Annotated in this window: 11 protein-coding genes and 6 pseudogenes; 7 read left to right on the forward strand and 10 right to left on the reverse strand. The window is 59.9% G+C overall.

The genetic code is table 11. From position 1 onward, the window contains the following. Positions 1 to 236: 236 nt before the first annotated feature. Positions 237 to 665: pseudogene (locus OKW35_RS01460) on the forward strand (transposase); the annotation flags it as partial. Positions 666 to 709: 44 nt separating this feature from the next. On the opposite strand, the pseudogene OKW35_RS01465 reads toward OKW35_RS01460, so the two are convergent. Together OKW35_RS01465 and OKW35_RS01470 are read right to left on the reverse strand one after the other, a co-directional pair. Then, a pseudogene (locus OKW35_RS01465) lies at positions 710 to 1,162 on the reverse strand (IS6 family transposase); the annotation flags it as partial. Between the two features lie 840 nt (positions 1,163 to 2,002). Beyond that, positions 2,003 to 2,261, reverse strand: a pseudogene (locus OKW35_RS01470) (IS6 family transposase); the annotation flags it as partial. A gap of 323 nt (positions 2,262 to 2,584) precedes the next feature. Here OKW35_RS01470 and OKW35_RS01475 point away from each other — a divergent pair. Both OKW35_RS01475 and OKW35_RS01480 read left to right on the forward strand, forming a co-directional pair. Then, the gene (locus tag OKW35_RS01475; RefSeq protein WP_429551041.1) at positions 2,585 to 3,610 is read left to right on the forward strand and encodes an IS630 family transposase; all 1,026 of its coding nucleotides are present in this window, start codon (positions 2,585 to 2,587) and stop codon (positions 3,608 to 3,610) included. Positions 3,611 to 4,300: 690 nt separating this feature from the next. Further along, positions 4,301 to 7,618: an adenylate/guanylate cyclase domain-containing protein gene (locus tag OKW35_RS01480; protein ID WP_429551042.1), complete on the forward strand. Its 3,318-nt coding sequence runs from the start codon at positions 4,301 to 4,303 to the stop codon at positions 7,616 to 7,618. Between the two features lie 685 nt (positions 7,619 to 8,303). Here the strand turns inward: OKW35_RS01480 and OKW35_RS01485 are convergent. The 3 genes from OKW35_RS01485 to ltrA all read right to left on the reverse strand — a co-directional run bounded on the left by OKW35_RS01485 (position 8,304) and on the right by ltrA (position 12,324). Next, positions 8,304 to 8,573, reverse strand: a complete 270-nt coding sequence (locus tag OKW35_RS01485) for a DUF1488 family protein (RefSeq protein WP_018420601.1) — start codon at positions 8,571 to 8,573, stop codon at positions 8,304 to 8,306. A 214-nt stretch (positions 8,574 to 8,787) separates the two neighbouring features. Next, positions 8,788 to 10,503 carry a phage integrase family protein gene (locus OKW35_RS01490; RefSeq protein ID WP_429551043.1) on the reverse strand — a complete coding sequence of 572 codons (1,716 nt, stop codon included), beginning with the start codon at positions 10,501 to 10,503 and terminating at the stop codon, positions 8,788 to 8,790. A gap of 117 nt (positions 10,504 to 10,620) precedes the next feature. Further along, positions 10,621 to 12,324, reverse strand: a complete 1,704-nt coding sequence (gene ltrA, locus OKW35_RS01495; RefSeq protein WP_429551044.1) for a group II intron reverse transcriptase/maturase — start codon at positions 12,322 to 12,324, stop codon at positions 10,621 to 10,623. Between the two features lie 1,455 nt (positions 12,325 to 13,779). On the opposite strand from ltrA, the gene OKW35_RS01500 reads away from it, so the two are divergent. The 4 genes and pseudogenes from OKW35_RS01500 to OKW35_RS01515 all read left to right on the forward strand — a co-directional run. After that, on the forward strand, positions 13,780 to 15,186 hold the full coding sequence (locus OKW35_RS01500) for a sensor domain-containing diguanylate cyclase (RefSeq protein ID WP_429551224.1): 1,407 nt from the start codon (positions 13,780 to 13,782) through the stop codon (positions 15,184 to 15,186). A 156-nt stretch (positions 15,187 to 15,342) separates the two neighbouring features. Then, positions 15,343 to 15,975 carry a hypothetical protein gene (locus tag OKW35_RS01505; protein ID WP_429551045.1) on the forward strand — a complete coding sequence of 211 codons (633 nt, stop codon included), beginning with the start codon at positions 15,343 to 15,345 and terminating at the stop codon, positions 15,973 to 15,975. Between the two features lie 61 nt (positions 15,976 to 16,036). After that, positions 16,037 to 16,312 carry a helix-turn-helix domain-containing protein gene (locus OKW35_RS01510; protein WP_429551046.1) on the forward strand — a complete coding sequence of 92 codons (276 nt, stop codon included), beginning with the start codon at positions 16,037 to 16,039 and terminating at the stop codon, positions 16,310 to 16,312. Positions 16,313 to 16,598: 286 nt separating this feature from the next. Continuing rightward, a pseudogene (locus OKW35_RS01515) lies at positions 16,599 to 16,763 on the forward strand (spore coat protein U domain-containing protein); the annotation flags it as partial. On the opposite strand, the pseudogene OKW35_RS01520 reads toward OKW35_RS01515, so the two are convergent. The 5 genes and pseudogenes from OKW35_RS01520 to OKW35_RS01540 form a co-directional block, all read right to left on the reverse strand. Further along, positions 16,755 to 17,300, reverse strand: a pseudogene (locus OKW35_RS01520) (response regulator transcription factor); the annotation flags it as partial. The pseudogenes OKW35_RS01515 and OKW35_RS01520 sit on opposite strands and share 9 nt — an antisense overlap. 300 nt (positions 17,301 to 17,600) lie before the next feature. Then, a pseudogene (locus tag OKW35_RS01525) lies at positions 17,601 to 17,759 on the reverse strand (VIT1/CCC1 transporter family protein); the annotation flags it as partial. A gap of 566 nt (positions 17,760 to 18,325) precedes the next feature. Next, complete coding sequence (locus OKW35_RS01530; protein ID WP_429551047.1) at positions 18,326 to 19,735, reverse strand: class II fumarate hydratase; 1,410 nt, start codon at positions 19,733 to 19,735, stop codon at positions 18,326 to 18,328. 129 nt (positions 19,736 to 19,864) lie between these two features. Continuing rightward, on the reverse strand, positions 19,865 to 21,559 hold the full coding sequence (gene aspT / locus OKW35_RS01535) for an aspartate-alanine antiporter (protein WP_429551048.1): 1,695 nt from the start codon (positions 21,557 to 21,559) through the stop codon (positions 19,865 to 19,867). A 65-nt stretch (positions 21,560 to 21,624) separates the two neighbouring features. Next, positions 21,625 to 23,262 carry an NAD-dependent malic enzyme gene (locus OKW35_RS01540; RefSeq protein ID WP_429551049.1) on the reverse strand — a complete coding sequence of 546 codons (1,638 nt, stop codon included), beginning with the start codon at positions 23,260 to 23,262 and terminating at the stop codon, positions 21,625 to 21,627. Between the last annotated feature and the right edge of the window lie 416 nt (positions 23,263 to 23,678).

Below are 23,678 nucleotides of genomic sequence, written 5' to 3' on the forward strand. Positions count from 1 at the left end.
AATGAGATGAACCAACGAAATGGCGTTTGCGAAGGTTTTGTGCAGTACGGCGAGACCGGCATCAGCTGATGATGCTTTAGCTGTGCTTGAGCCGTTTGCGGTGAAAGTCGCTTGGGCGGTTCTTTGGGGAGGGGGCGGCAGTAATGCCGTCTCCTTACCCGCTTATTTGGTGCGACCGTCATCGCGGATGTGGTCGAGGGCGTTGTAGAAGAAATTCACGGGACGGACGATCGACGATGAAGCCGCAGATCAGCTTTGCGGAAGCGGAAAGTGCGGGCAAGAAACGTGTGACGAGACGCCAGCGCTTTCTGGCCGAAATGGAGCGCGTCGTGCCTTGGCCGCGCTTGCTGGCGGCGATCGAGCCGCACTACCCGAAGGGCGGGCGAGGTCGGCCGCCGATCGGCCTGGAGCGTATGCTTCGCATCTACTTTCTGCAGCAGTGGTACGGTCTGTCGGACGAAGGGCTGGAAGATGCGTTGTATGACAGCATCGCGCTGCGCGCCTTCGCCGGTATCGACCTGGCGGTCGAGAATGTGCCGGATGCGACCACCTTGCTGAAGTTCCGTCGCCTGCTGGTCGAGCATGATCTGACGCGCAAGTTGTTCGACGAGATCGGCATCTCGCTGTGCGAGCGCGGGCTGATGATGAAGGAAGGGGCTGTGGTGCAAACCGGGTAGGCGGGCGAGAAATCGCCCATGTTTCGGAGACCTCAACGAGCTGAAAGAGCCGCCATCCAAATCGAGGGCGAAGTGGTATCTTTGAGGTGCATGCTGGTGAGATCGAACTGGCCTTTGCGAATGCGATGCATCAGTTCGATGCCGGAGAGCGTAACGGCGGCGCTGTGGAACCGCTTGAACCCGAGCATCACGTTTACCCGCGATTTGATGTGGCGGTGATCCTGCTCAATGAGGTTATTCAGGTACTTCGAGGATCGCAATTCCGTTCGCCTGGGTAGCGACCCGTCGGTCCTCATCTCGCGGACCGCCCGATGAGATGCCGCGTAGCCGTCCAGCGTAATCGTCTCAGGAGCGCGTCCCTGAGTTCTGATTGCCTTCGCGAAGAACGCCTTTGCTGCCGCCACGTCGCGCCTCGCGCTGAGGCGAAAATCGATCGTCTTTCCCGCCCGGTCAACGGCGCGGTAGAGATAGGCCCATTTGCCGCGAATCTTCAGTGGAGTAAGAGACAGGGCGTAGTCGAACTATTTCCCTGCCTCTCCTCCCCGAACCGGACGTGCGCCTCTCAGCGCATCCGGCTCTCCGCTGAAGTGTCGTTCTAATCGAAGGCGACACCATGCCACCGTGCCACCAGTTTGCTTTGTATTTCACTGATTATCGAAGGTCTTCACCTCACTACAGTCAGTTAATCAACCAGGCAAACCACTTCAACTGCCTCCCTTCGCCATGTAGCCGGCTTTCCCGGCCTCGGACTACTACGGAGGCTCCGCCAGCTTGCACATCATCGGGGACACACTCCCTTAACATCTGTGCAAGCCTTCCCCAGTTCACATGCTGGACTCAAAACGCACGGGCGAGGTTGCCTGTCGCAGTCTTTATCCTTGCTTGCCGCAAGTCGTCGCGAATACCACGGCCTAGCTGCGCGCTCTCCATGGCTCCCTGCTGATGGGCCTACATATCCAATCAGCATTCGCGTTGCCGGGCCGTACATATGATCGGCAACGATCCGCGTCCTGCCTGTTAAGCGGTGTAGGCAGGGGTGACGATTCAACCCTCAGATGCGTTCAAACAGGTTCGTGTTCCTCAACCATCCCATGCTCAGCCTGGAGGCTCATCTTGGCGTAACCGCTTCGCCGCAAGCCCCGTTTCCCACGGACTTCGTCACCTTGCCAGTGTCGGCAAGTCACCGCCGCTTCGGCTCACTTTCTCTCACAGCAGAGAAAGGGCATACCCCGGTACTGCAACGACAACTTCTCCGGGTTTTGCATTCCAAACATGCTCAAGCAACTTCACCCCCGTGCGGGCAGGCTACGTTGGCTGGGCGTACCGTAGGTCTCGTCGACTCGCCACGACTGACCGGCTGTCGTAGCCAACCGATTCCAGCGTTTGACGAACTCCGGCGTGTAGCCGCTTTACCCAACGCAGGATCGTAGTGTGGGCGAGGGACAGGCCGCGCTCAGCCATCATCTCGACAAGATCACGCAGACTGAGCTTGTAGCGCAGATACCAACGCACGCAAAGGACGATGACTTCGCGGTCGAAATGACGCCCGTTGAACAACCGTTCGAGATCTTTCAGCTTGCTCATTTGGCTCGTGGTCGTCAAAAGCTCAAGAGTAACAGACCGACGCACCGGAATTGCACCACAACCGTTGCGCAGGCGCAGTCTCAGGTCAAACTCATGTTGTTCGGGGGCAGAGACCATGACGTATATTTGGGCTGTCTGAACTGCTCGGATGTGGCATCCGGCTCGGTCCACAATGATATCGGCCAATACGGCTCGGACATTTCGCCGAAGAGCATCTTCAACGACATAGGCCAGTACGGATCGGACATACTAACCAGTTCGTAAGTAAGCGAACATAAATCGACGCCATGGTCTAAGCTTTAAGGGGTTTAGGGAGAGGCGAGATGCGAGAGGACGACGGCCGGCAGCTTTCACATGCAACGCTTGAAGAGATCCGTATTCGTGCGGTCAAGCGCGTCGAAGCTGGCGAGTCGCCGGAGGACGTGATCCGCACGCTCGGATTCTCGAGGGCGCGTATTTACGAGTGGTTGGCGGCCTGGCGCGAAGGGGGCATCGAGGCGTTACGAGCCAAGGCAATCCCTGGTCGACCGATGAAGCTGTCGTCCGAGGCTATCCGCTTCGTCTATCAGACGGTCACAACGAAGAACCCAATGCAGATGAAGTTCGAGTTTGCATTGTGGACGCGAGACATGGTGCGGGAGTTGATTCGCGAACATTTCAACGTCAGGCTCTCCGAGGTGTCGGTCGGTCGACTGCTGCGCAAGCTCGGGCTTTCGCCCCAGCGACCGCTTGCGCGTGCGTACCAACGCGACCCTGAACTGGTCGAGTCGTGGATGCGGGACGAATACCCGGCCATTGTCGGGCAGGCCAAACACGGCGGGGCACAGATCTTCTTCGTCGACGAATCGACGGTACGATCGGACTATCACAGCGGCACGACCTGGGCGCCGGTCGGTCAAACTCCGGTAGTCGAAGTCACTGGCGCGCGCTTCAAGGTGAACCTGATCTCAGCGATCAGCCCGCGTGGCCAACTTCGCTTCATGTGTTTCGAAGGCAGCTTCAAGATCTCCGTATACGTCGACTTCGTCAAACGGCTGATGCTCACCGCCGATGCGCCTGTCTTCCTGATTGCCGATGGTCATCCGGTACATCGTTGCAAAGCGATCCGGCAGCTTGCCGCGGAATCAGATGGGCGCCTTTGTCTGTTCTTCCTTCCTGCTTACTCGCCAGACCTGAACCCGGACGAGTTGGTATGGGGTTATCTCAAACATCACAAGATCGGCAAGCTTGCCATCAAAGGTCCCGGGCATCTCAAGCAGCGTGTTCGAGCGGTTCTGCGCTCGTTGCAAAAGATTCCGGCTTTGGTCCGATCCATGTTTCAACATCCGTCAGTCCGCTACGCGGCTTGACCCATGTCCGGTTACTTTGTTTCGGCTTAGTATCTTCTGAAAGCCCATGCAATGACATTGCATCCGATCCACCGGTCATCGTTGACCAAAATGGCGGATTCTACGGGTACCTGACGCTTAACGATACGCATCCGCATGCAGTCACCGATCCGAACATCCTAGCGTGGCTAAAATATAAAGTTTGTAAGGTACAACGCTGACTGCTCGACTCTCTCGACTGCGCTGCTGAAGCTCTATCAGTTTGAAGGACCGCTTGCTGGAAATTCGAACGTCTCCTGCGGGTCGACTTCTGCCGACCGCATCGGTCAGCACGCGGCCAAGTGCAGCCGTTCGCCCTCGTTCTTACTCGGCCGTTCAGAGGGCCGCTCCAGTTATATGAACGGCCCCTCGCGCTGGGACACGGTCGAGCGCCCACGCAAACGCGAACCTGCGATCCATCCCGGACGTCCTGCGCCCAAGCCGCCGCTTGAAGGTCTGATACGCAGCCGTGGGCACGGTCCACGGACAAGCAACGATCTTACAGCCGGTTCTGGATTCGTCAGAAGCCGAATAAATCGTACGTCAATCGCACCGGACGACAATTGAATCAAACTGTCTGGTTGCATCCGGCCGGGCCCCTGATTGTCGACAAGCGCGGAACAAATATTTTTCCTACCCTTGCATGAGGCAGCCGTCTTCAGGAGACAAACGGTGGGAAGCATTGAAGAGTGGCTGGCATCACTCGGCTTGTCCGAGTATGTCCACAGCTTTGCCGAGAATGGTATCGATCCCTCGGTCCTCCGCGACCTGACAGACCAGGATCTCAAGGATCTTGGCGTCTTGCTTGGCCATCGCCGCAAAATGTTGCGTGCAATTAACCAGCTTGGCGACAGCGCCGCTGCAATATCTCCAACCGTGGCTACGCCCTTGCCACGAGACAACGCGGACCGACGCCAGCTCACCGTCATGTTTTGCGATCTCGTCGGCTCGACTGCCCTCTCGAAGCGGCTCGATCCTGAAGACATGCGGAAGATCCTTGCCGCTTATTACCGGGGTTGCGCGGATGTAGTTACCAAGGCCGGTGGCTTCATTGCCCAGTACGTGGGTGACGGTGTGCTGGCCTATTTCGGCTATCCTCAGGCGCATGAGGACGATGCCGAGCGGGCTGTACGTGCTGGGCTGGCGCTGGTGCAAACCATCGGCAATCTCGATTTCGGGATCGACGAAAGTTTGCGGGTGCGGATCGGGATCGCCACCGGCGTAGTGGTAGTCGGTGATCTGACGGGTGAGGGCGAAGCCCAGGAGCCTGGCGTCGTCGGTGAGACACCCAATCTCGCTGCCCGGCTGCAGACGTTGGCCGAAGCCGGAACAGTGGTGATTTCTACGAGCACGCAGCGGCTGACGGCTGGGCTGTTTGACTACCGCGACATGGGCCTCGTGACCGTGAAGGGTTTTGACGAATCGGTGCGGGTTTGGCAAGTACTCGGCCCCAGCGGAGTCGAAAGCCGCTTCGAGGCGCTGCACGCGACCACGTTGACGCCGATCGTCGGACGCGACGAAGAAATCGAGTTGTTGCTTCGCCGATGGCAGCGGGCGAAGAATGGTGAGGGGCAGGTTGTGCTGCTTGCAGGCGAGCCGGGTATCGGAAAATCGCGGCTGACCACCTCTCTTGAAGAGCGGCTTCAATTCGAGCCGCACGCCCGCTTGCGGTATTTCTGCTCGCGCCGTCATCAGGACAGCGCCTTCTATCCGTTCATTTCCCAGCTCGAGCGTGCGGCCGGTTTGCGGCGCGACGATACGGTTGAACAACGCCTCGACAAACTTGAGGCGGTGCTCGCGTTCGCCGCCGACAATCTGGGCGAAGCTGCTCCGCTGGTGGCGGCGTTACTATCGATTTCGACGGAAGGTCGATACCCAGCACTTAACCTCACGCCGCAACAGTACAAGGATAAGACGCTTAGCACGATAATTGTGCAGGTCATGGACCGGGCAAGACGCCAGCCGCTGCTGATATTGTTCGAAGATGTGCATTGGGTCGACCCCAGCTCGCTTGAAGCGCTGGACCATCTTGTCGATCGTATTGCAACCCTGCCTGTCCTGCTGGTCGTCACCTTCCGGCCTGAGTTCATATCTCCGTGGATCGGCCGCGCAGGGGTGATGCTCCTTACGCTCAATCGTCTGCAGCCTCGGCAACGAGCGGAAATGATCGGGCGGATAACCGTTGGCAAGGCACTGCCGAAAGAGATTACAGACCGGATCATCGAGCATACGGATGGAATACCGCTATTTGTCGAAGAACTGACCAGGACAGTGCTCGAGAGCGGCGTACTGCGCGAGCAGAACGGGCGCTACGTCCTCGATCGTCCGCTGCTGCCACTGGCGATCCCGATGACGCTGCACGCTTCGCTGATGGCGCGGCTCGATCGCCTGGCCCCGGTGCGGGATGTAGCACAAATCGGCGCTGCAATTGGCCGGCAATTTTCCTATGAGCTCATCAGCGCGGTCGCGTCGATGCCCACGGAGCGCCTGGACGACGCATTGGACCATCTCGTCGGTGCCGAACTGGTGTTTCGGCACGGGGCACCACCGGATGCGGAATACACCTTCAAGCACGCCCTGGTGCAAGACGCCGCGTACAGCTCCCTGCTGCGGGAGAGGCGGCAGCAGCTGCATGCCCGCATCGCCATGGAGCTCGAAAATCATTTTTCTGACGTAGCGGAGCAACAACCCGAAATCCTGGCTGAACACTGCGCCCAGGCCGGATTGACGGAAAAGGCGGCCCGGCTGTGGCGGAGTGCCGGTCACAATGCTGCAAAACGCGCCGCTCATCGCGAGGCGTCGGTCCTGTTCGAGAAAGCTTTGACTGCCTATGCGGCCCTGCCGTCCTCGGCCGACACACTCGGTGACGTCATCGACATCCGATGGGATCTTCACCACTCGCTTTACCCGCTGGGAGAATTGGCACGTGACCGGGCGAATCTCGAGAGAGCGGAACGTCTTGCCGAAGGATTGGGCGATGAGGTTCGCCTATCGCGCGTCTTATCAAGGTTGACTTATACGCTCGGTTCGTTAGGCGATTTGGTAGCTGCCGTTGAGGCAGGCGAACGCGCCCTGGCGTTGGCAGAGCGGCAATGCGACCCCGATGCGAAGGCTCGGGTCACTTTGATGCTCGCAAGGTCGAGGTATGGCCGCGGAGACTATGAACGCGCGGTGGAACATGCTCGACAGGTGCTAGATCTCCTCCATGAGCGCCACCACGGCCCCGATGAGGCTTATCTAAAATTCACGCGCGTCACCGCTCGTATCTGGTTGTTGCTGTGTCTTGCCGAATTCGGCCGATTCGACGAGGCTGCCGTCCTTGGACATGAGGCGATCGACATGGCCCGAAGGATGAATGAGCCAGAGGAGCTGATCTTTGCTGGCCTCGGTGTCGGACGGATGCACCTTGTTCAAGGCAATCTCGCTATTGCTGTCGAGGCTCTTGAGCCAGCATTGGCCATGTGCAAGAGCGCTGAGTTTCCAATCTATGTTTCTCGGATAGCCTCATGTCTTGGGGCGGCGTATGCCTCGCTGGGCCGGACCAATGAGGCCCTCGTTCTTCTGGAAGAAGCAGTTCACCAGGCGGCGGCAAGCAACTTGATGTTCGGCCAGTCGCTAGTGCTCTCGAATTTCGGTCGAGTGTGCCACCTTGCTGGTCGAAAAGACGAAGCCCTCACTCATGCACATGATGCCATTGATGTTGCTCGAGCCTCCGGCGAACGAGGCAATGAAGCCTGGGCCTGGCACGTGTTGGGGGATCTTGTCTCGGATGGCAGCGCTACCGCAGCCAGGATTGAGGAAGCTCACAGTCACTATCGCACGGCGTTGATGATCGCCCACGAGCTTGGAATGCGTCCGTTGCAAGCTCAGTGCCTATATGGACTATCTCGGCTGCAAAAGATGATCGGAAATGAAGCATTGGGCGAGAGAAGTGCAGCAGACGCCACCTCGCTTTGCCGGGAAATGGGCATGGAACCATTGCCTGGTTGAACCTTATTTTGCCTCGCACTGTTCGCCGCGAGCCATTCCATCGAAAGGATTGCAGGTCCGACCGGCGGCAAATGGCGGTTGTATCTCGGACGCCGTCGTTGATGTTCCTCCGGCCCGAAGGGCCGATGCGGGTCGGGAGTGTGAGTTCGCGGATGCAGGAAGCTGCCGTCTGGCTGCTCGATGCCGCCATCGTCAGCAATCCGCCGCATTGCTGACGCAGAACTCAGCCCGGCCCAATGTAGGCAATGGCCGACTTGCCGTCCTCCCGGATTATCGCCGGCTGCCCGACCGCTCAGCCAGCCGTCCGCTGAAATGCCGCTTCGTCGCCGGCGGAGAGTGGGTCGGCGGGGCGATGTGCCCATTCCGAGACGGGCTCTTGGGGCACGTAACGTTTCGGCCTTTCCCCGCATCGACGGACGCCACCCAGCTGAGCAGGCAGGAGCGGCGCTGGCGCTCTCGCGCATAGGGTACAGGCCGCAGCGGCCGCCGATTCTCCTTTCCAGCTAAGAAGTGCTAAGGATAGTGCCGCGTTCCCGAGAATCAAAAGCGATTCGTTGGTGTACGCAACTAACGGTCAGGCCCTCGCAGCGGCCGGCCTGGCTCCGCCACAACAGCATTGCCCAAAAAAGGGCCGCCGGCCAGATTATTCATGCTTCGAGAAGCGTGCCCGATTCACCCGCGCTGTTCAGGGGCGCTCGAAGTCATCGGGTGTCAGTTCCAGGCGTACGCACGGATGCGCAAGTAGCTTCCGTTCGGCGATCGCGCGGATGCGGCTGTACCCGTCCCGGAAAATCCTCAGGATCCGGGCGTCCCCGGCCCGCGGCTCAAGCCAGAAATGGGCCTCCAGCGCTGCAATCGTGACGATGCATTCGACGGTGGTGTTTCCGCGGACGAGCCAGAACGACACACCCTGTCGATTTGCCAGAATCTGCGGCTCGAATTCAGGTTTTTCCATGGCTGGTTCCGGGCGTCATCTCGTAGGCGAGTGAGCAGGCTGTCGATCGCTCCGATGATGCCAGCGATGGTCGCCGGCATGGGGCCACTGGCTGCCTGACATCACTAAAGTGGGCGGAGGATTGCGCGCTCCGCTTGCCGGTTTGTACCGGCGATCGAACCGTCATCAGGAAACGGTCAACCACCGTGCCGGTCGGTCATGCAGGTTGTCGCGCTCACTTCCGGGTCGTAAACGCCTCACTGATCTGCCGCGCGCGCTTAACCTCGTCACTGTGCAGGTAGATCGAGGTGGTCGATACCGAGGCGTGCCGGAGGTTGTCGCGCACCGTGGTAAGTTCGGCGCCGTGACCGAGCGCGTAGGTAGCGTGGGTGTGCCGCAACCAGTGGGGGCTGGCGCGGCGCAGCTTCTCCGCGAGCGGTGGGTGATCGGTTTCGATGGCACTGGCGGCAAGGACGAGAAAGCGCTCAAGCACGCTCCACAGGCGCACGCTGCTGATGGCCGCACTACTGTCCGCGTCCAGGCTGCCGATGACCGGTGTGTCCGGCCGCCAGCGCGCCGTAGAAGTCGGCAGCTGGCGCCCGGCCAGATAGCGGGTTAGTGCGTCCCACGCGAGCGGCGGCAGCGCCACCCGCGCGACCTTGCCGCCTTTGCCGGTGACCCGCAGCCAGTGCTCGCCGCGTGCGTCCGTCTCGACGTGGCCGAGCGTCGCGCCGACCAGCTCACTCGCGCGCAAACCCGTCGCAAAGCCGAAATCGAGCAGGAACCGTAAGCGCTGCGCGGCCGGAACCGTCCAGCCGTGAGACCATTCCAGCCCCTCGGCCATCGTACGCACCAGCGCCCATTCCCCGTCGGTAAAGGCGCGCGACGCATCGAGCGTCGATGCCGTCTTGCCGCCGCGCACCTTGATGCCGGCAAACGGATTGGCCAGCACGTAGCGCTGTTCGACCAGCCAGCGGAACAGGGCGCCGAGAATCGACAGCGCGTGCGCGACCGAGCGCGCCGAGAGGGTGCCGTTAAACGGCCGCCAGTCCGGTGACGTGCGGGGGCGCACCGGGCCGATCCAGCGTCTCCGCGGCGCCGGATGGCGCAGGAACGTCCGGTACGCGATCGCGTCTTCGGTCGTGAGCGACGACAGCGCGCGGCCGCGTTCGACGATGGCCCAGAGGATCAGCCGCTCGGCTTCCTTGCGGTAGGTCCGCTGCGTGGCGGGCGACTCGTGCAGGGACAGCCACGTCTGCACGGCCTCGTAGTCGTTGGACGCGTCGAGCGTGCAGGTGGCGGGCGGTGCGCGGAACGTGCCGGCGGAGCCGTCGACCTCGTGCGGCAATTTGAGGGTTTCCCACGGCACGATGTCGCCGCGCTGGCTCGCGACCACCAGCTCACGCGCCCTCTCCGTGAGCGCGGGCCAGGCGGCGAAGAACGCCTCGATCGAACGGGCGCTCGCCGTGCCGAGCCCCGGCACGGCCTTCCACCACTGGCGCCGGCGCGGAATGCGCACGGTGAGATCGGCAAGCGTCGTGATGCCGTACGCGTGCAGTACGCGCACCGCGCGCGGGGACAACCACTGCGCGATGTCGCCGGCGATCTGCGGTTCCCGCGGGCGTGCGGTGCGCAAAGCGTCGATCGCCAGCGCGGCACCTTTCGCATGCTGTTGACGTCCTGCCGCCGGATGAGTGAGGAGTGCGACAAGGTCGTCGCGATGGGCCGCACGCGCGATGTCCACCAGCCTGCGCCGGATGCGCCCGAGGACGCCGCGCGCCGATTTCCCGTCACCGAGTGCGGAGGGCAGGTAACGCGCCACCGCCTGCCGCACGGACACGCCGGCGTACCACGCGCGGAGCACGGCAAGCTCGTCGGCACCGGGAAAACCGGATGCAGAGGATTCAGCGTCAGCAGCAGGCGCGCAGGGCAGGGTGAGGCGCGTTTTCATGCCCCGGAGTTTAGCGTAAAAACAGGCACCTATAGGTCGGGTAGCAGCGGTGCATTACTGCACCGCTGCCCCCTAAGAACCGTGCATGCGAGTTTCCCAGCACACGGCTCAAGCCTTTCAAAGCCCCATTGCCGAGGCCGGTTTCACTACTGAGAGTCCGAGGGCACGCGCGGCCCGATGGCAATCCGGGTGAAGCATCGTCAGGTTGCTGATCGTGTCCTTACCGCCATCGATCTTTCGCTCCAGGTGGTACAGCCGCCAGCCACTGGATTTCGTGATCATTTGACGACAGACCGGACAGGACCTCTGCTGATCGAGCCACAACCGGATCAGCCGCATCCGGCCCTTGAGCGAGTCCATCATCGCGAAGCCCAACCGCTCTTCGAAATAACTTTCCCACTGCGGGTCGAACGGGTTTGCGGCACCCTTGATCTTGCGGTGCCGCCGGATCGGCGTGCCGACAATGTCGTACAGCGTCAGAAGTTCACGCTTTCCATTGCTGAGCACTTTGTCCGTCGCCGTACCAAAGACCCATTGGCGGGCGCCAACGGTTCGAAAGTACTTCCGACGTACCCAGTGCGAGTTCTTCTGCGGGTGTCGGCGCTTCGCCCAACGCCATAGACATTGCCAAATCGCATGAGCAACCTTGTTAAAGGTGCGCTTCGCCACGACATGCCGATAATAATCCGCCCAACCGCGAATCTTTGGGTTGAGCAGGCGGATCAGACGATCGTGTCTTAGCGTTGCATTGCCTTTCACGACGTCCCGAAGCTTCCGCATGAAGCGCTGAACGCTCGTTTTGGCCGGCTTGATCAACAACTTGCCGTCGTACTTGCGAACGTTCATGCCCAGGAAATCGAACCCATCGTTGATATGCGTGATCCGGGTCTTCTCCCGTGACAGCGATAATCCCCGCTGTGCAAGAAACTGCACGACCAGCGGCATGACTTCATCCTCCAGCACTTCTCGCGTCGCGCCAGTGATAACAAAGTCATCTGCATATCGAACGACGTTAACCTTCGACGGATTCCGGCCGCCTCTGCAGAACTTCGCAAGAAGTGTTCGTTCTAACCCATCGAGAGTCATGTTCATCAACGTGGGCGAGATAATACCGCCCTGAGGCGTACCCGCTTCCGTCGAGTGAAAGACACTGTTGTGAAGGTAGCCAGCCTTCAACCACTTTCGCAGTATCGCTTTGTCCGTTGGGATGTGGGCGACCAACCAATCATGCGAAATTTCATCAAAGCAGCTCCGGATGTCGGCCTCCAGAATCCACTGCGCGCGATTGCTGCTGGCCAGTGAGATAAAGCACTGTTCTATCGCGTCGGCCGTGGAGCGGGCGGCTCTGAACCCATAAGAGTTCGGATCCGCCATGGTTTCTGCAACAGGTTCGAGTGCAAGCAGATGAAGCGCCTGTTGCGCTCTGTCGACCATGCAGGGAATTCCAAGAGGTCTCAGCCGTTTCCCGTCGGCTTTCGGGATATATATTCGTCTCAGCGGCAGAGGGCGGTAGCCCCGCCGCTTTAGAGACTTCACTGCCTGGAGTCGGGACCTCGGCGTAGACCATGTGAGGCCGTCTACGCCGGGAGTCCGTCTACCCTGATTCTCAGTCACCCGTCTGACGGCGAGTGCCTTGCCGCTGAACGAGTGGGTCAGCAACCACTGCAAAGCCTTCACCTTGCCGTACTTGCCGTCCTGTGTCGCCTTCACGATGCGAGCCTGCAGCCTTCGAATCTCACGATAGCATCGGGCCCAATCGACATCGTTCCAATGCATTGCGCGATCGGAGGACGCACCGGTGCCGGCTTGCTGCACTGTCATTTGCTTCTCCTCCTTTGAAGGTTCGTCAGACTCTTTCGTGACGAAAGACCATGCGGAAGTCTGCCCGCTTTCGCGTAGGATGATGTTGCCTTGCGGCGCAATCCCTATCCGTCTGATTACAGGACGGCGTTCGCTTTCTCCGCACTCCTGTTCCCGCACCTCCAACAGCTTTCCTCACGGTCGGCTTGCCCGACTGGGCAGAGATACGGGGTTTCCGTGTTCCGCATCGTTCGCAGGAATGGTTTAGGCTCTGCTTCTCCACCGGTAGCACCATGTCCGCGCTGCCCCATCTTATAAAGGGCAGACCTGCTACGTTCCCGTTTTGGGTGGGGCCTATCAGTGTCTTTGGCCCGTCTAAGTTAACGATGTTTATCAGCAGTTCAAATACTTTAACCATGCCATCCAGTCTAGCGCCCCCTCCGCATTGACACTCGCAGGGGCACCGTCGTCTCACGACCACGGCTTAGCTTGCGCCGGGCTACATTGTCTCGGTGGCTTCACACGGCGCCGTTACCAGCCCCGCATGCACCAATAGACTACGGGCGACGGAACGCCCGGTTTCCTCCCGCCAGACATCGACGGTAAAACAACGAACGAAGCGACCTCACGTCGCACATAAGAAAACTTATCCTAATAGCTTGATTCGAGCTGCCATTTTTCGTCGACAGTCGCTTCACGGAGCCGCTCAATTTCGGCGTACATGGTCCGCGTTTGCTGACGTCAGTTGCGGCGTCGCTCGGGTCTGCCCGAGACAACCGGCGCGAAATGCAAAATGAAGGGGTTGATAGTTGCGGCTATGTACCCTTAGATTCCGGGACAAACCGGCCGCGCGGCGTGAAGGGGAAAGTTAGCGCTTTCAACCGCTTATTTGCGGTCATCTCTGGGCCGCTAGAGGCCCGTTTGCCGAGACCGGGCTATTTTCTTTTTGCTGCGCTTTCTGTTCGATTCGACGACAAGGACCGTGACGAGCGGGTCAGAGCCATTACGCCGGAGGTCCGGCACCCGGCTTTGCCGGACGACGGGTGAGTGGTTTCGGAGGTGCCTCGTGGGATCCGGACTCGCACTGCGAAAGGGCGGGGCGGCCCTCTCTGACCGTGCCGATACGCCTTATCAGACATTGCGTCTACTCTGACTTGTCTGCTCTAATAGCATCTGCTTTGGAGGCCCCCTTGCGTCCGTAGCCGGGCTGGCGTCGTGTAGTTGACCACCACTCAACTCTCGATCGTGCTCGACTGTTCAAAACACACATCGCAACGCAACTTCGCGCAACGGCGTGCTGGTGAGGAAATAGGATGTTCCGCATCCGCCGCTCCATTCTTTTCAGTATCCTGCCAGCGGACCTGCGATACGAAGACAAGGCAAAACATGCTGCCACTGCGCGACAATAAGAATATCTCTAAATGGTTAGCGGAACCGCGCGCAGTCTTTTTGGGCGGCTTCATCATCGCTCTCGTCATGGTGTCGCTGTGCGCGGCCTCCCTCTACCAGAGCCGGCAGGACGCACTGGAGCGGGCGCGGGAAACGTCAAGAAACGTGGCACTCATTGCGCAGCGCGACATCGAGCGCAATTTCGAGCTTTACGCGCTTTCGCTTCAGAGTGTTGTTGACGGGCTCAGAAACCCGCAGGTCATGGTCTTGCCGCCCCATCTTCGGAACCAGGTTCTGTTCGATGGTGCCACAGCGGCAAAGAACCTCGGCTCAATGCTCGTGTTTGATGCTTCAGGCAACATCATCATCGACGGGGGGAGCGAGACACCGCGCAAAGGCAACTTTGCCGACCGCGACTACTTCACAGTACACCGCGACCATCCCGACGTCGGTCTCTACGTCAGCGCACCCTTCCACTCCCGCCTGCGCAATGGCGCCGAAAGCATTGTTCTGAGCCGCCGCGCATCGCACCCCGACGGATCATTCGCTGGCATCGCATTAATGGCCATCAACCTTGAATATTTTCATGAACTGTTCGGCGGACTGTCACTGGGGCAGCACGGCGCCATTTCCCTGATCGCCCGCAACGGCCTCATGATCATGCGTCAGCCCTACGATCCGAAGGTGATTGGGCGCGACATCAGCAAGGCGAGCACGTTCAGGCAGTTCATGTCCGCTCAGGAGGGCAGTTTTTCCGACACGTCTTCGATAGACGGCGTGCGGCGTCAATACTATTTCCGCAATTTCCGGCACCTGCCGTTGACCATCATGGTTGCCGAAGCCGAGCCCGACATCTACGCGGCGTGGCATCGTCGCGCACTCACGATCGGTTCCCTCATGGGCGCGTTCGCGCTGGGGTTCGTCGCACTCTCGTTTGTCCTTGGTACGCAATTGCAGCGTCGCGTGCGCGCTGAATCGGAGCTGCAGCTGCTCGCGCGAACCGACAGTCTCACCGGTCTGCATAACCGGCGCACGCTCGGGGAGATTCTCGAACAGGAATGGCGCAGGGCGAGGCGCACGCAAAGCGCATTCTCGCTCCTCTTGGTGGACATCGATTGGTTCAAGGCCTACAACGACACCTACGGCCATCAGGCAGGCGATGATGCACTGGCCGCGGTTGGTCGGTGTATCGGCGAGAACATCCGGCGGCCCGCCGATACCGCGGCACGTTATGGCGGTGAAGAGTTCATTGTCGTTCTCCCCGATACCCCGTCGCACGGCGCGTCCGTGATCGCCGAGAAAATCCGGGCCGCGATCAATGAACTTGCCATTGAGCATGCCGGCAGCGAATATGGGCGCGTAACTGCCAGCATCGGCTCCGCGAGCTGGACGCCGGACCGGGATACCGACGTCACGACAGTCATCCGGGCGGCTGATGAAGCGCTTTATAACGCCAAGGCGACGGGTCGGAACAGGGTCGCGACCTGTCATTAGTGAGGCTTCCAGCTCGCTCATTTGCATTCTCTCTCCTGTGCGGTCTGCCTCCGAAAGGAGGACCTCGATCGAGGGACAATGGTTTATGGCGATGAATTTCAGCTCGATTGAGCAGCGAAGGAGACCGGCAGGTTCCGTCGCGAGGGGGAAATGAGGATGACCGGTACTCCTTACGTCAACCTGAGCGACGTTCACGGTTCCAACTCCCGACGGACGGCATTGCGGCGGAAACGACGCATTGGCATCGTGCTGTTCGAAGCATGTGATCTTGTCGGCGTAAGCGTGGTCGCCGAGGCCTTCGATCTCGCCGCGCGGATAGCCGGCACCGATTCCAGAATCGGGACATACGAGGTGAGCTTCCTGTCGCGCCAAGGAGGGGCGATCCGGGTGGCCTCATCTTTGCAAGTTCGTACTGACGCGCTCGGCCCGTATAAAGCCGACAAGTTTGACACGCTGTTCGTCGCTGCACCTGCTCGGCAAGGCCACTCGTTACATGGGCAAAGCCCCGCGCCCTGGCTGCCCTCTATTAGCGAAGACGCCACAGAGGTCATATACCTCGCAGCAGGTCCGCCGCCAGACGGCGCACTGGTGACACGGGCCAAGGATGCAGCCAGTCCAAGATCGAAAGCATTTGGCGATGCATTAAGTGCGGCGCTGACACTCATCCGGCGCGATCTGGGCGACGTTCTCGCGCGGCCCATCGCCCGTGAACTGTCGATCGTGTTGCGGGCGGCTATCAGTATCGCTCTCGAGCAAACCGAGACCGCGCCAGCAGAAAAGGGCGCGTAGAGCCGCACGCTGGCTTGAGCATAACTGTCGTCGACCAGTCAACGCTGGCGATGCCGCCGAGGTGGCTGCGATGAGCGGGAGCAACTTCGTGCGCTACTTTCAGCGCGAACTCGGCGTGTCACCGTCGGCCTATCTGCTGGACCTTAGGCTGCAGGTTGCGCGGCAGTTGCTGGTCGACACTGGCCTGCCTGTCGACAAGGTTGCCCGACGAGCCGGAATGAGCAGTGGCGTTCACCTCGCTCGAAGTTTCCGGCAGCACATGAAAATCCTCCCTACCGAATATCGTGCCTTTCACCGCGATTCCGAACCGCCATGGTTTCGTCCGAACCGCAAGTGAAGAGTGCCCGGCGGCGCCTGCGACGAGACGTCAGTAGGTGATAGTCGCAATGACTGTGTCGAGGTAAGTACCGGCAGCAGGCGTCGCCTGCGGAAGTGCACGCGCATACCCTTTCAGACGTTGTCATGTACCGGTTCCCGTGCCCGTGACTGCACTCGTGCCGTGCCCCCAAGGCGTGGTGTAGGACGCGTTCTGGTATAGCTGGCAGCCGTGAAGACCCATCACGGGCAGGCAATGAGAAAAATGGGAGCGTGTTCCGTAGCAGATCTCGACGCCGGCCGCGACATTGCCGTTCACGGTCAACGCAACAGTTATCAACGATTGCACGATTGCCGCCACCAACATCAACTTTGGCACGGCGGGAATTCTGAGCAGCACGCTCACTGCAACGGGCACGCTCAGCGTTGCGTGTACGAATAATGACGCGTATTCGATTGCGTTGTCACCGGGTGCGGGCAGCGGCGCGACGGTCGCTGATCGCCGCATGACAAAAGCCGGTGGCACGGACCAGATGGGTGATTTCGCTAAGATTCATCTCCGAGGCAATCTGTTTGTTCATCAGGCCGGCCACCACGAATCCGACTACCTCTCGCTCCCGCGATGTCAACGAGCCGTAGCAGGCCCGAAGCGCCGCGATGGATTGTTAGGCCGCGCGGCGCGCCGAATCGCGCGTCAACGCATTCGAGACTGCGTCCAGCATGTCCTGATCGCGAAAGGGCTTGGAAAAAAAGTCGAGCGCTCCCGCTTTCATGGCCTTGACGGACATTTCCACGTCGCCATGGCCTGTCATGAACAGAATCGGCATTTGCAGGCCGCTCTTCGCCACTTCTTCCTGAAAGGTGAGGCCGCTTTCGCCGCGCAACCTGACGTCGAGAATCAGGCAACTGGGCGCGTCGTACTTCTCGAAGGCGAGCAACTCGTGCGACGATCCGAACGTCTCGACGCGTAGCCCGACTGACCGAAGCAGGGCGCCCAGCGCGAGCCGAACTCACTTTCCGTAAATCGGCGCGTCCAGACAACGTCATAGTACCTACAGACCTGAACTTGCGGCCATCAGCGCAAACGAGTGGATCGGCGATTAGGCTTCGATCGCATCGAGACGAGCCGCAACCTCGCGCGCGGCGATACCGGACTCAACGATGCATAGCAATTTGACTGTCTGGCTCAGGGTCTTCGGCGCCATGGACGTCCGTTCCCTCGAAGTGTGATCGCGGATACATTTCGCTATCCTCATGTATTCGAATGCGGGGCTAGGATGCATCGACGTCGGGTCGACCGCCGTTCAGGTTCAGGAAATAGAGACACCAAGCAAATGGCCGCCGCCGAACGTAAATGCTGCGGCCAGCAGACCGATGACCACCCGACGGAGACACGAAAAAAGGGCGCTACATCCGTTAGAAAGAGCCGTGAATACGCCGGTGGAAGCCAAAGCCAAAGTGCTTAGCACTCCTCGAACGCGCGCTGCCTGTCCTTCCCCCGGATTACATCCCCCGGGGCACTCCAGCGCGCACAACGCCACGTTCCTGATTCCATTACCACGTTGCGTATCCTGCTTGGACTACGGCTCATGCGGCGATGGAACTCATCCTGAACAGCGATAGACCGCGCAACAACTTATGGGACACAGTAGAATAATCCGTCGATGGTTCGAATGGTCTCGTGCAATCGACCCAAATTCTCCATCGCGTCAGGTACCCCGGTTTGCATGTACGTTCTCGACAATGGCTGAACGATTGAACAGAGAGCTTTGCGACGTTGGCCAGAGCATTTCTCTCTCTCGCACCGGACGCCAACCGCAAACGGCCTCGCGAGCGCATGAATCCAGAATGCGGTTGTGGCGTGGAAATCGATTGCAATTCGCGGCCCATACCAGGAAGCAAAGTTTCAAAAGCGGTCTCGATATATTGTCGAACACCGGTCGTTGGACGTGACTGGAGCGCGGCTCCCTGATCTGCGTGCGCGCGCCATAGCGATTGCGGAGCCGCGTCGCTCAGTCCAGCAAAGCTTACGTCGTCAACCGCCAGCGGCCACGTATGGTCTAACCATTTTGGCCGGGTCCACGATTCGGTCGAACGTCTGTTCGTCGACGAAACCGAGTTCCAGTGCGGCGGCCTTCAACGTCAGGTCATGCTCCGCCGCATGGTGAGCGATCGCTGAAGCGCGGTCGTAGCCGATTACCGGCACCAGCGCGGTGACCAGCATTAACGAGCGATCGACGTATTCCTTGATCTTCTTGACGTTCGGCCTGGTGCCCTCGACCAGGAAGCGTCGGAAATTCGTGCAGCCGTCGGTCACGAGCGTAATCGACTGAGTCAGATTGAAGATCATCAGTGGCTTGTAGACGTTCATCTCCAGAAATCCGCCGGCGCCGCCAAAGCCGACGGCTACGTCATTCGCCATAACCTGCACGCAGAGCATCGTCAGCGCCTCCGCCTGGGTCGGATTGACCTTTCCCGGCATGATGGACGAACCTGGTTCGTTCTCCGGGATCAGCAGTTCCGCAAATCCTGCGCGCGGGCCGCACGACATCAGGCGAATATCGTTACCGATCTTGTAGAGCGACCCTGCGAGCGTGCGGAATGTGCCGGAAAGCTGCACCAGCGCATCGTGGGCGCCTTGCACCGTGAACTTGTTCGGCGCGCTGACAAACGGCAGTCCCGTCAGCTTTGCAATTTCGGCGGCGGCTGCTTCTGCGAAGCCCGGTGCTGCATTGATCCCGGTTCCGACCGCGGTACCGCCTAGCGCGAGGCAATACACTCCGTCAAGCGCAGCATCGATGCGTTTGAGATTGTCTGCAAGCATGCCGGCATAGCCCGACCACTCCTGGCCGAGCGTGAGCGGTGTCGCATCCTGCATATGGGTACGGCCGATCTTGACGATGTGGTCCCATTCCTCAGCCTTGGCCGCTATCGCGTCATGCAATGCCTTGACTGCCGGAACCATCAGTTGTCTCGTGTTCAGAGCAGCGGCGATGTACATCGCTGCAGGGAAGGAGTCGTTCGACGATTGGGACATGTTGACGTGATCGTTCGGATGGACCGGCTGCTTGCTGCCGAGCGGTGTGCCCGCGAGCTCGCAACAGCGATTGGAGATCACTTCGTTGACGTTCATGTTGAACTGCGTCCCGCTGCCTGTCATCCAGACGTGCAAAGGGAACATGTCGTGATGCTGGCCGGCAAGGATCTCGTCGCAGACTTGGGTAATCAGTGTATGCGGTTGATCGGCAAGACGTTTTCCTGCGTGATTTGCGTTGGCCGCCGCCTTCTTGAGAAAGGCATAGGCGATAATCATTTCTCGTGGTATCAACTCTCGGCCGATACTGAAATGTTCCAGCGAGCGCTGTGTCTGGGCGCCCCATAGCCTGTCGGCAGGAACACTGACTTCTCCGAGGCTGTCGAGCTCGGTGCGAACATCGTCGATCATGACTTTCTCTCCATTGAAAAATGTCGCCATGCGCTGCGTACAGGGCAATCCGGTGGCTACGGAAGGTCAGCCGGGAACTCAGCCATAGCGGGTAACGCGAAGCACAAGCATTCCCATCACGTCTGTCGATCACTGCATGAGCAGAAGAATGACAATTCCAGACATCGCGAGGGCGATTCGGCTGACAGCGTACGGCACGGTATAACCGATCGTCGGGACCGTGCTCTGTGATGCTTCCTGCAGTGCGCCCAGGGCCGCAGTGCACGAACGGGCGCCCGCGCAGGCGCCCAGCAGGATGGCGGGGTGGAATTTGAAAACGTATTTGCCGACATACAGGCCGACGACAAGCGGTAGTATCGAGACCATGACGCCTGCGACGAAGAGGCCAACCCCGTAATGCGCCAGACCCGAAACAAGCCCGGGGCCTGCGTTCAAGCCGACGGCGGCAATGAATCCATTCAGCCCAACATTGTTGAACACCCAGAGCCCCGCCGGGGGGATGCCTCCGAACGTTCGGTAGATCGAACGCAGATAGCCGAATATCAGACCGGCCAGCAGCGTTCCGACGCTCGGACTCAGGCTCAGCGGTACACCGGCGGCGTGGACTGTTATCGTGCCGACGAGGCTGCCGATCACGATGCCCGCTCCCATGAAGGCGATGTCCGACCTGCTGGTGGGCCGATCGGCGTAACCCAGCGACTTGATGAGGTGCTCCACGTGCGAACGCACGCCTCGCAGGGTAAGAACGTCCCGCTGTTGGATCTTGAGGTCTGGACTCAGCGCAACGGGGTGGCCGCGACGCGTCAGCCCAAGAACAAAAACGGGGCGGCCATACTGGGCCAGTTCGTCGCGCTCCAGGTCGCGCAGCGTAAGGTTCGCGGCTGCTTTCCTGGTCACGACGATGTCGATTTTCTCCGCTGCGTATGCCAACAGCTCGCCGTCATCGACCTCTGGCCCGACCATTTTTTCGGCGTGAAAGAGCGCTTTCGGCGACCCCGCCATCGCGATCGTGGCTCCGCTATGAATCGCGGTTGGTGCGTCCGCCTCCAGGATCGCGCTGCCCTCGCGGTAGCGCGTGATAAATGCCCCACCTAGCGAATTTCCAAATTCGGTATTGAACTCCCTGGGTGTGCGCCCGACCAGATCCCCGTTCTCCACCCGGAAAGCGCGTGCCATCAGCGGAAGGTTCGCCATCTCCTCGCCGGACTTGGCGTCGTGGCCTAACGTGGCGACTTCGTACTCCTTGCACACCTTCTGCAGATCGAACCGCAGCAATTTCGGTGCGAGTGACGACACGAACCATGCGGCCCCCGCTGTACCGAACGGGTAGGTCACCGCATACCCGATTGCTACGAGGCTTGCCATGGCGCTCGTCTGGCCGGGATTCAGGCCGAGTTGATGGAGGTTAGCTGTCGCGACGCCGAGCGTTCCCGAGTTGGTCATGCCGCCTGCAAGCAGCCCCGCCGCGACCCCCGCGTTGTATCCTAATAGCCTGGCAGCCAGATAAGTAGTACCCAGGCCAACAGCACAGACAATCAGAGCAAAGACTACTTGTGGCAGCCCGTCTTTCTTCAAGGCGGGAATGAACTGCGGCCCGACACTGTATCCAATTGCAAACAGAAACATCGTAAAAAGCGTGTTCTGAAGGACAGGCGCGACGGTTATGTCCAGTTGCCCGATCAGCAGACCGGCGATCAGCGTGCTTGTGACGGAACCAAGGCTGAAGGAACCGAATTTCAGGCTGCCGAACCAGAAGCCGATTGCCAGGACAAGGAACAGGGCAACCTCAGGGCTGTGCTGCAGCGTACCGATCAGAGCGTGCATGACCATCTCCAGTGACCCGCCATACGGCGGCGGGTCGCGCATTGGCTGTTAGCGGCATGTCTGCCTCAGTATGTCGGCTTGTAGAGCTGACCTTCAATCCAGGTGCGCACGTCGCGCGGGCGTTCGACCTGCGCCAGGCCCTCGTCGAACATGAATTCCGCAATCCGCGTCGCCGTCGTTACTTCGGTTTCCAGAATGTTGGTCTGGTGCGGATACAGCATGCCCTGCGCACGGAGGTTCGCATCAACCTGGTCGGCCGTCGCCTTCGCAGCAACGATGAAGCATGCGTCGGTGAGCCGCCGCGGGCGTGCGACATACGTTGCCAACCCGATTGCGGGGTAAATGTAGAAATTATTGGCCTGCCCGGGGTGGAAGACCTTGTCACCGAGCGTCACGTCGGGGAACTGCACGCCCGCCGCAAATAGCGCCTTGCCATTTGACCATTTGTACGCTTGCTCTGCCGTGCATTCTGCTTTGTCGGTCGGGTTAGAGAGCGCGAAGATGATCGGCCGCTCATTAAGCCGGTTCATCGTCTCGACCACCTGCTGGTTGAAAACACCAGCTTTGGTGCTGACGCCGATCAGGATCGTCGGCTTCAGCGTCTCGATCGTCGTGACAAGGTCCTTTGATGGTTGCGTTTTATGCGCGAACGGTTTCTGCGCGTCGGAGAGGTCCGCGCGTGACGGCTCGAGTAGCCCGTTGACGTCGAACAACGAGATGCGGCTGCGTGCAGCGTCCTGAGGCAGGCCCTTCATTTGCATCGCAGATACGATCAGATTGGCGATGCCGATCCCGGCCGAGCCGGCGCCGACAAACAGGATGCGCTGCTCGGTCAAGGGCGCATCGATGATCTGCAACGCCGTGGTCAGTCCTGCAATGGTCACGCTGGCGGTGCCCTGGATGTCGTCGTTGTAGCACAGCACCTTGTCGCGATAGCGCTCGAGCATCCGGATCGCGTCGGTGCCCTTCCAGTCCTCGAAATGGATGCAGCAGCCAGGGAACACCTTCTGCACCGCATCGACGAACTCTTCTGTGAGTTCGTCCAATTCTGCAGCGGTGGGCGGCTCCTCCCGTAGGCCAAGGTAGAGCGGATCCGCACGCAGCACCTCGTTGGTCGTGCCGATATCGAACATCACCGGTAGAAGGCATGAGGGAGGCACCGCGGCACACGCCGTATAGAGCTGAAGCTTGCCGATTGGAATCCCCATGCCATTGGCACCGATGTCGCCCAGGCCAAGGATGCGCCCGCCTGTCGATACGCAGATGAAGCGGACGTCGCGCGCCGGCCAGTTGCTCAGTACCTCGGCGAACCGGCCCTTCATGTGACGGGTGATGTACATGCCGCGTGCGCGCCGGTAGATATCTCCGAAAGTGAGGCAGGCGTCGGCGACGGTCGGGTCATAGAGGATCGGGATGAAGCGGGCTGGATTGGACATCACCGTGGCGTAGAACACCGTTTCGTTCCGATCGGCCAGACCGATCAGATAAATGTATCGCTCAAGATCGTTTGGCTTGACCTCCAGATGCCCAAGCACCCGCTCAACCTGCCGATCAAGGCTTTCCGGCGACGACGGCAAAAGGCCTTCCAGTGCGAGTCGCCGGCGCTCATCTTCAGAAAAAGCCGTACCTTTGTTGCGTGCCGGATCGTTCAACAGTGCGAGGCCGCGCAGCGTGTTGGTGGGCTGGAAAGTCGGGGTCTGCATGATGGGATCACCTCTCGGGTAGAAATTCGCCAACTGGGTCCATAGAGCCAGTATCGCGGGGGAAGCTGGATCGTACGTATCGGTCATCACCGTTCAATAACGCTGAGATTCGACAGCTGAATTTCATCAGCCGCCTGTTACGCGAGAACTTCAGTCACCTCCCGTTTGATTACAAATGAAATAGTCCGACACTGGCGACGATTGCGGGTGCGGTTTGCAGTCAACCCCTCACAGATTTGGTTGAATTTGCGCGGCTGCGCTTGCGATCGGTATCCAGCGACGCGAACGTGGACACCAGCTCCGCATGCAGGCTATCCGGTTCGCCAAAGCCCTTATCCAGCGTAGCTTGCCGACCTGGCAATAGAGACGTCCTACCCGACCCTTCGCTGTTTTCCTAAAATCGCTCCAGGTTTCAT

Source organism: Paraburkholderia sp. MM5477-R1 (assembly GCF_050436385.1).
GTDB classification, from domain to species: Bacteria; Pseudomonadota; Gammaproteobacteria; order Burkholderiales; family Burkholderiaceae; genus Paraburkholderia; species Paraburkholderia tuberum.

What these genes read in the sequence shown, in the direction of transcription:
- OKW35_RS01540 (WP_429551049.1), bottom strand. Translation starts at nt 23,262, where the DNA reads ATGCAGACCCCGACTTTCCAGCCCACCAACACGCTGCGCGGCCTCGCA.
- OKW35_RS01505 (WP_429551045.1), top strand. Translation starts at nt 15,343, where the DNA reads ATGACCGGTACTCCTTACGTCAACCTGAGCGACGTTCACGGTTCCAAC.
- OKW35_RS01490 (WP_429551043.1), bottom strand. Translation starts at nt 10,503, where the DNA reads ATGAAAACGCGCCTCACCCTGCCCTGCGCGCCTGCTGCTGACGCTGAA.
- OKW35_RS01530 (WP_429551047.1), bottom strand. Translation starts at nt 19,735, where the DNA reads ATGATCGACGATGTTCGCACCGAGCTCGACAGCCTCGGAGAAGTCAGT.
- OKW35_RS01485 (WP_018420601.1), bottom strand. Translation starts at nt 8,573, where the DNA reads ATGGAAAAACCTGAATTCGAGCCGCAGATTCTGGCAAATCGACAGGGT.
- OKW35_RS01475 (WP_429551041.1), top strand. Translation starts at nt 2,585, where the DNA reads ATGCGAGAGGACGACGGCCGGCAGCTTTCACATGCAACGCTTGAAGAG.
- OKW35_RS01500 (WP_429551224.1), top strand. Translation starts at nt 13,780, where the DNA reads ATGGTGTCGCTGTGCGCGGCCTCCCTCTACCAGAGCCGGCAGGACGCA.
- ltrA (WP_429551044.1), bottom strand. Translation starts at nt 12,324, where the DNA reads ATGACAGTGCAGCAAGCCGGCACCGGTGCGTCCTCCGATCGCGCAATG.
- aspT (WP_429551048.1), bottom strand. Translation starts at nt 21,559, where the DNA reads ATGCACGCTCTGATCGGTACGCTGCAGCACAGCCCTGAGGTTGCCCTG.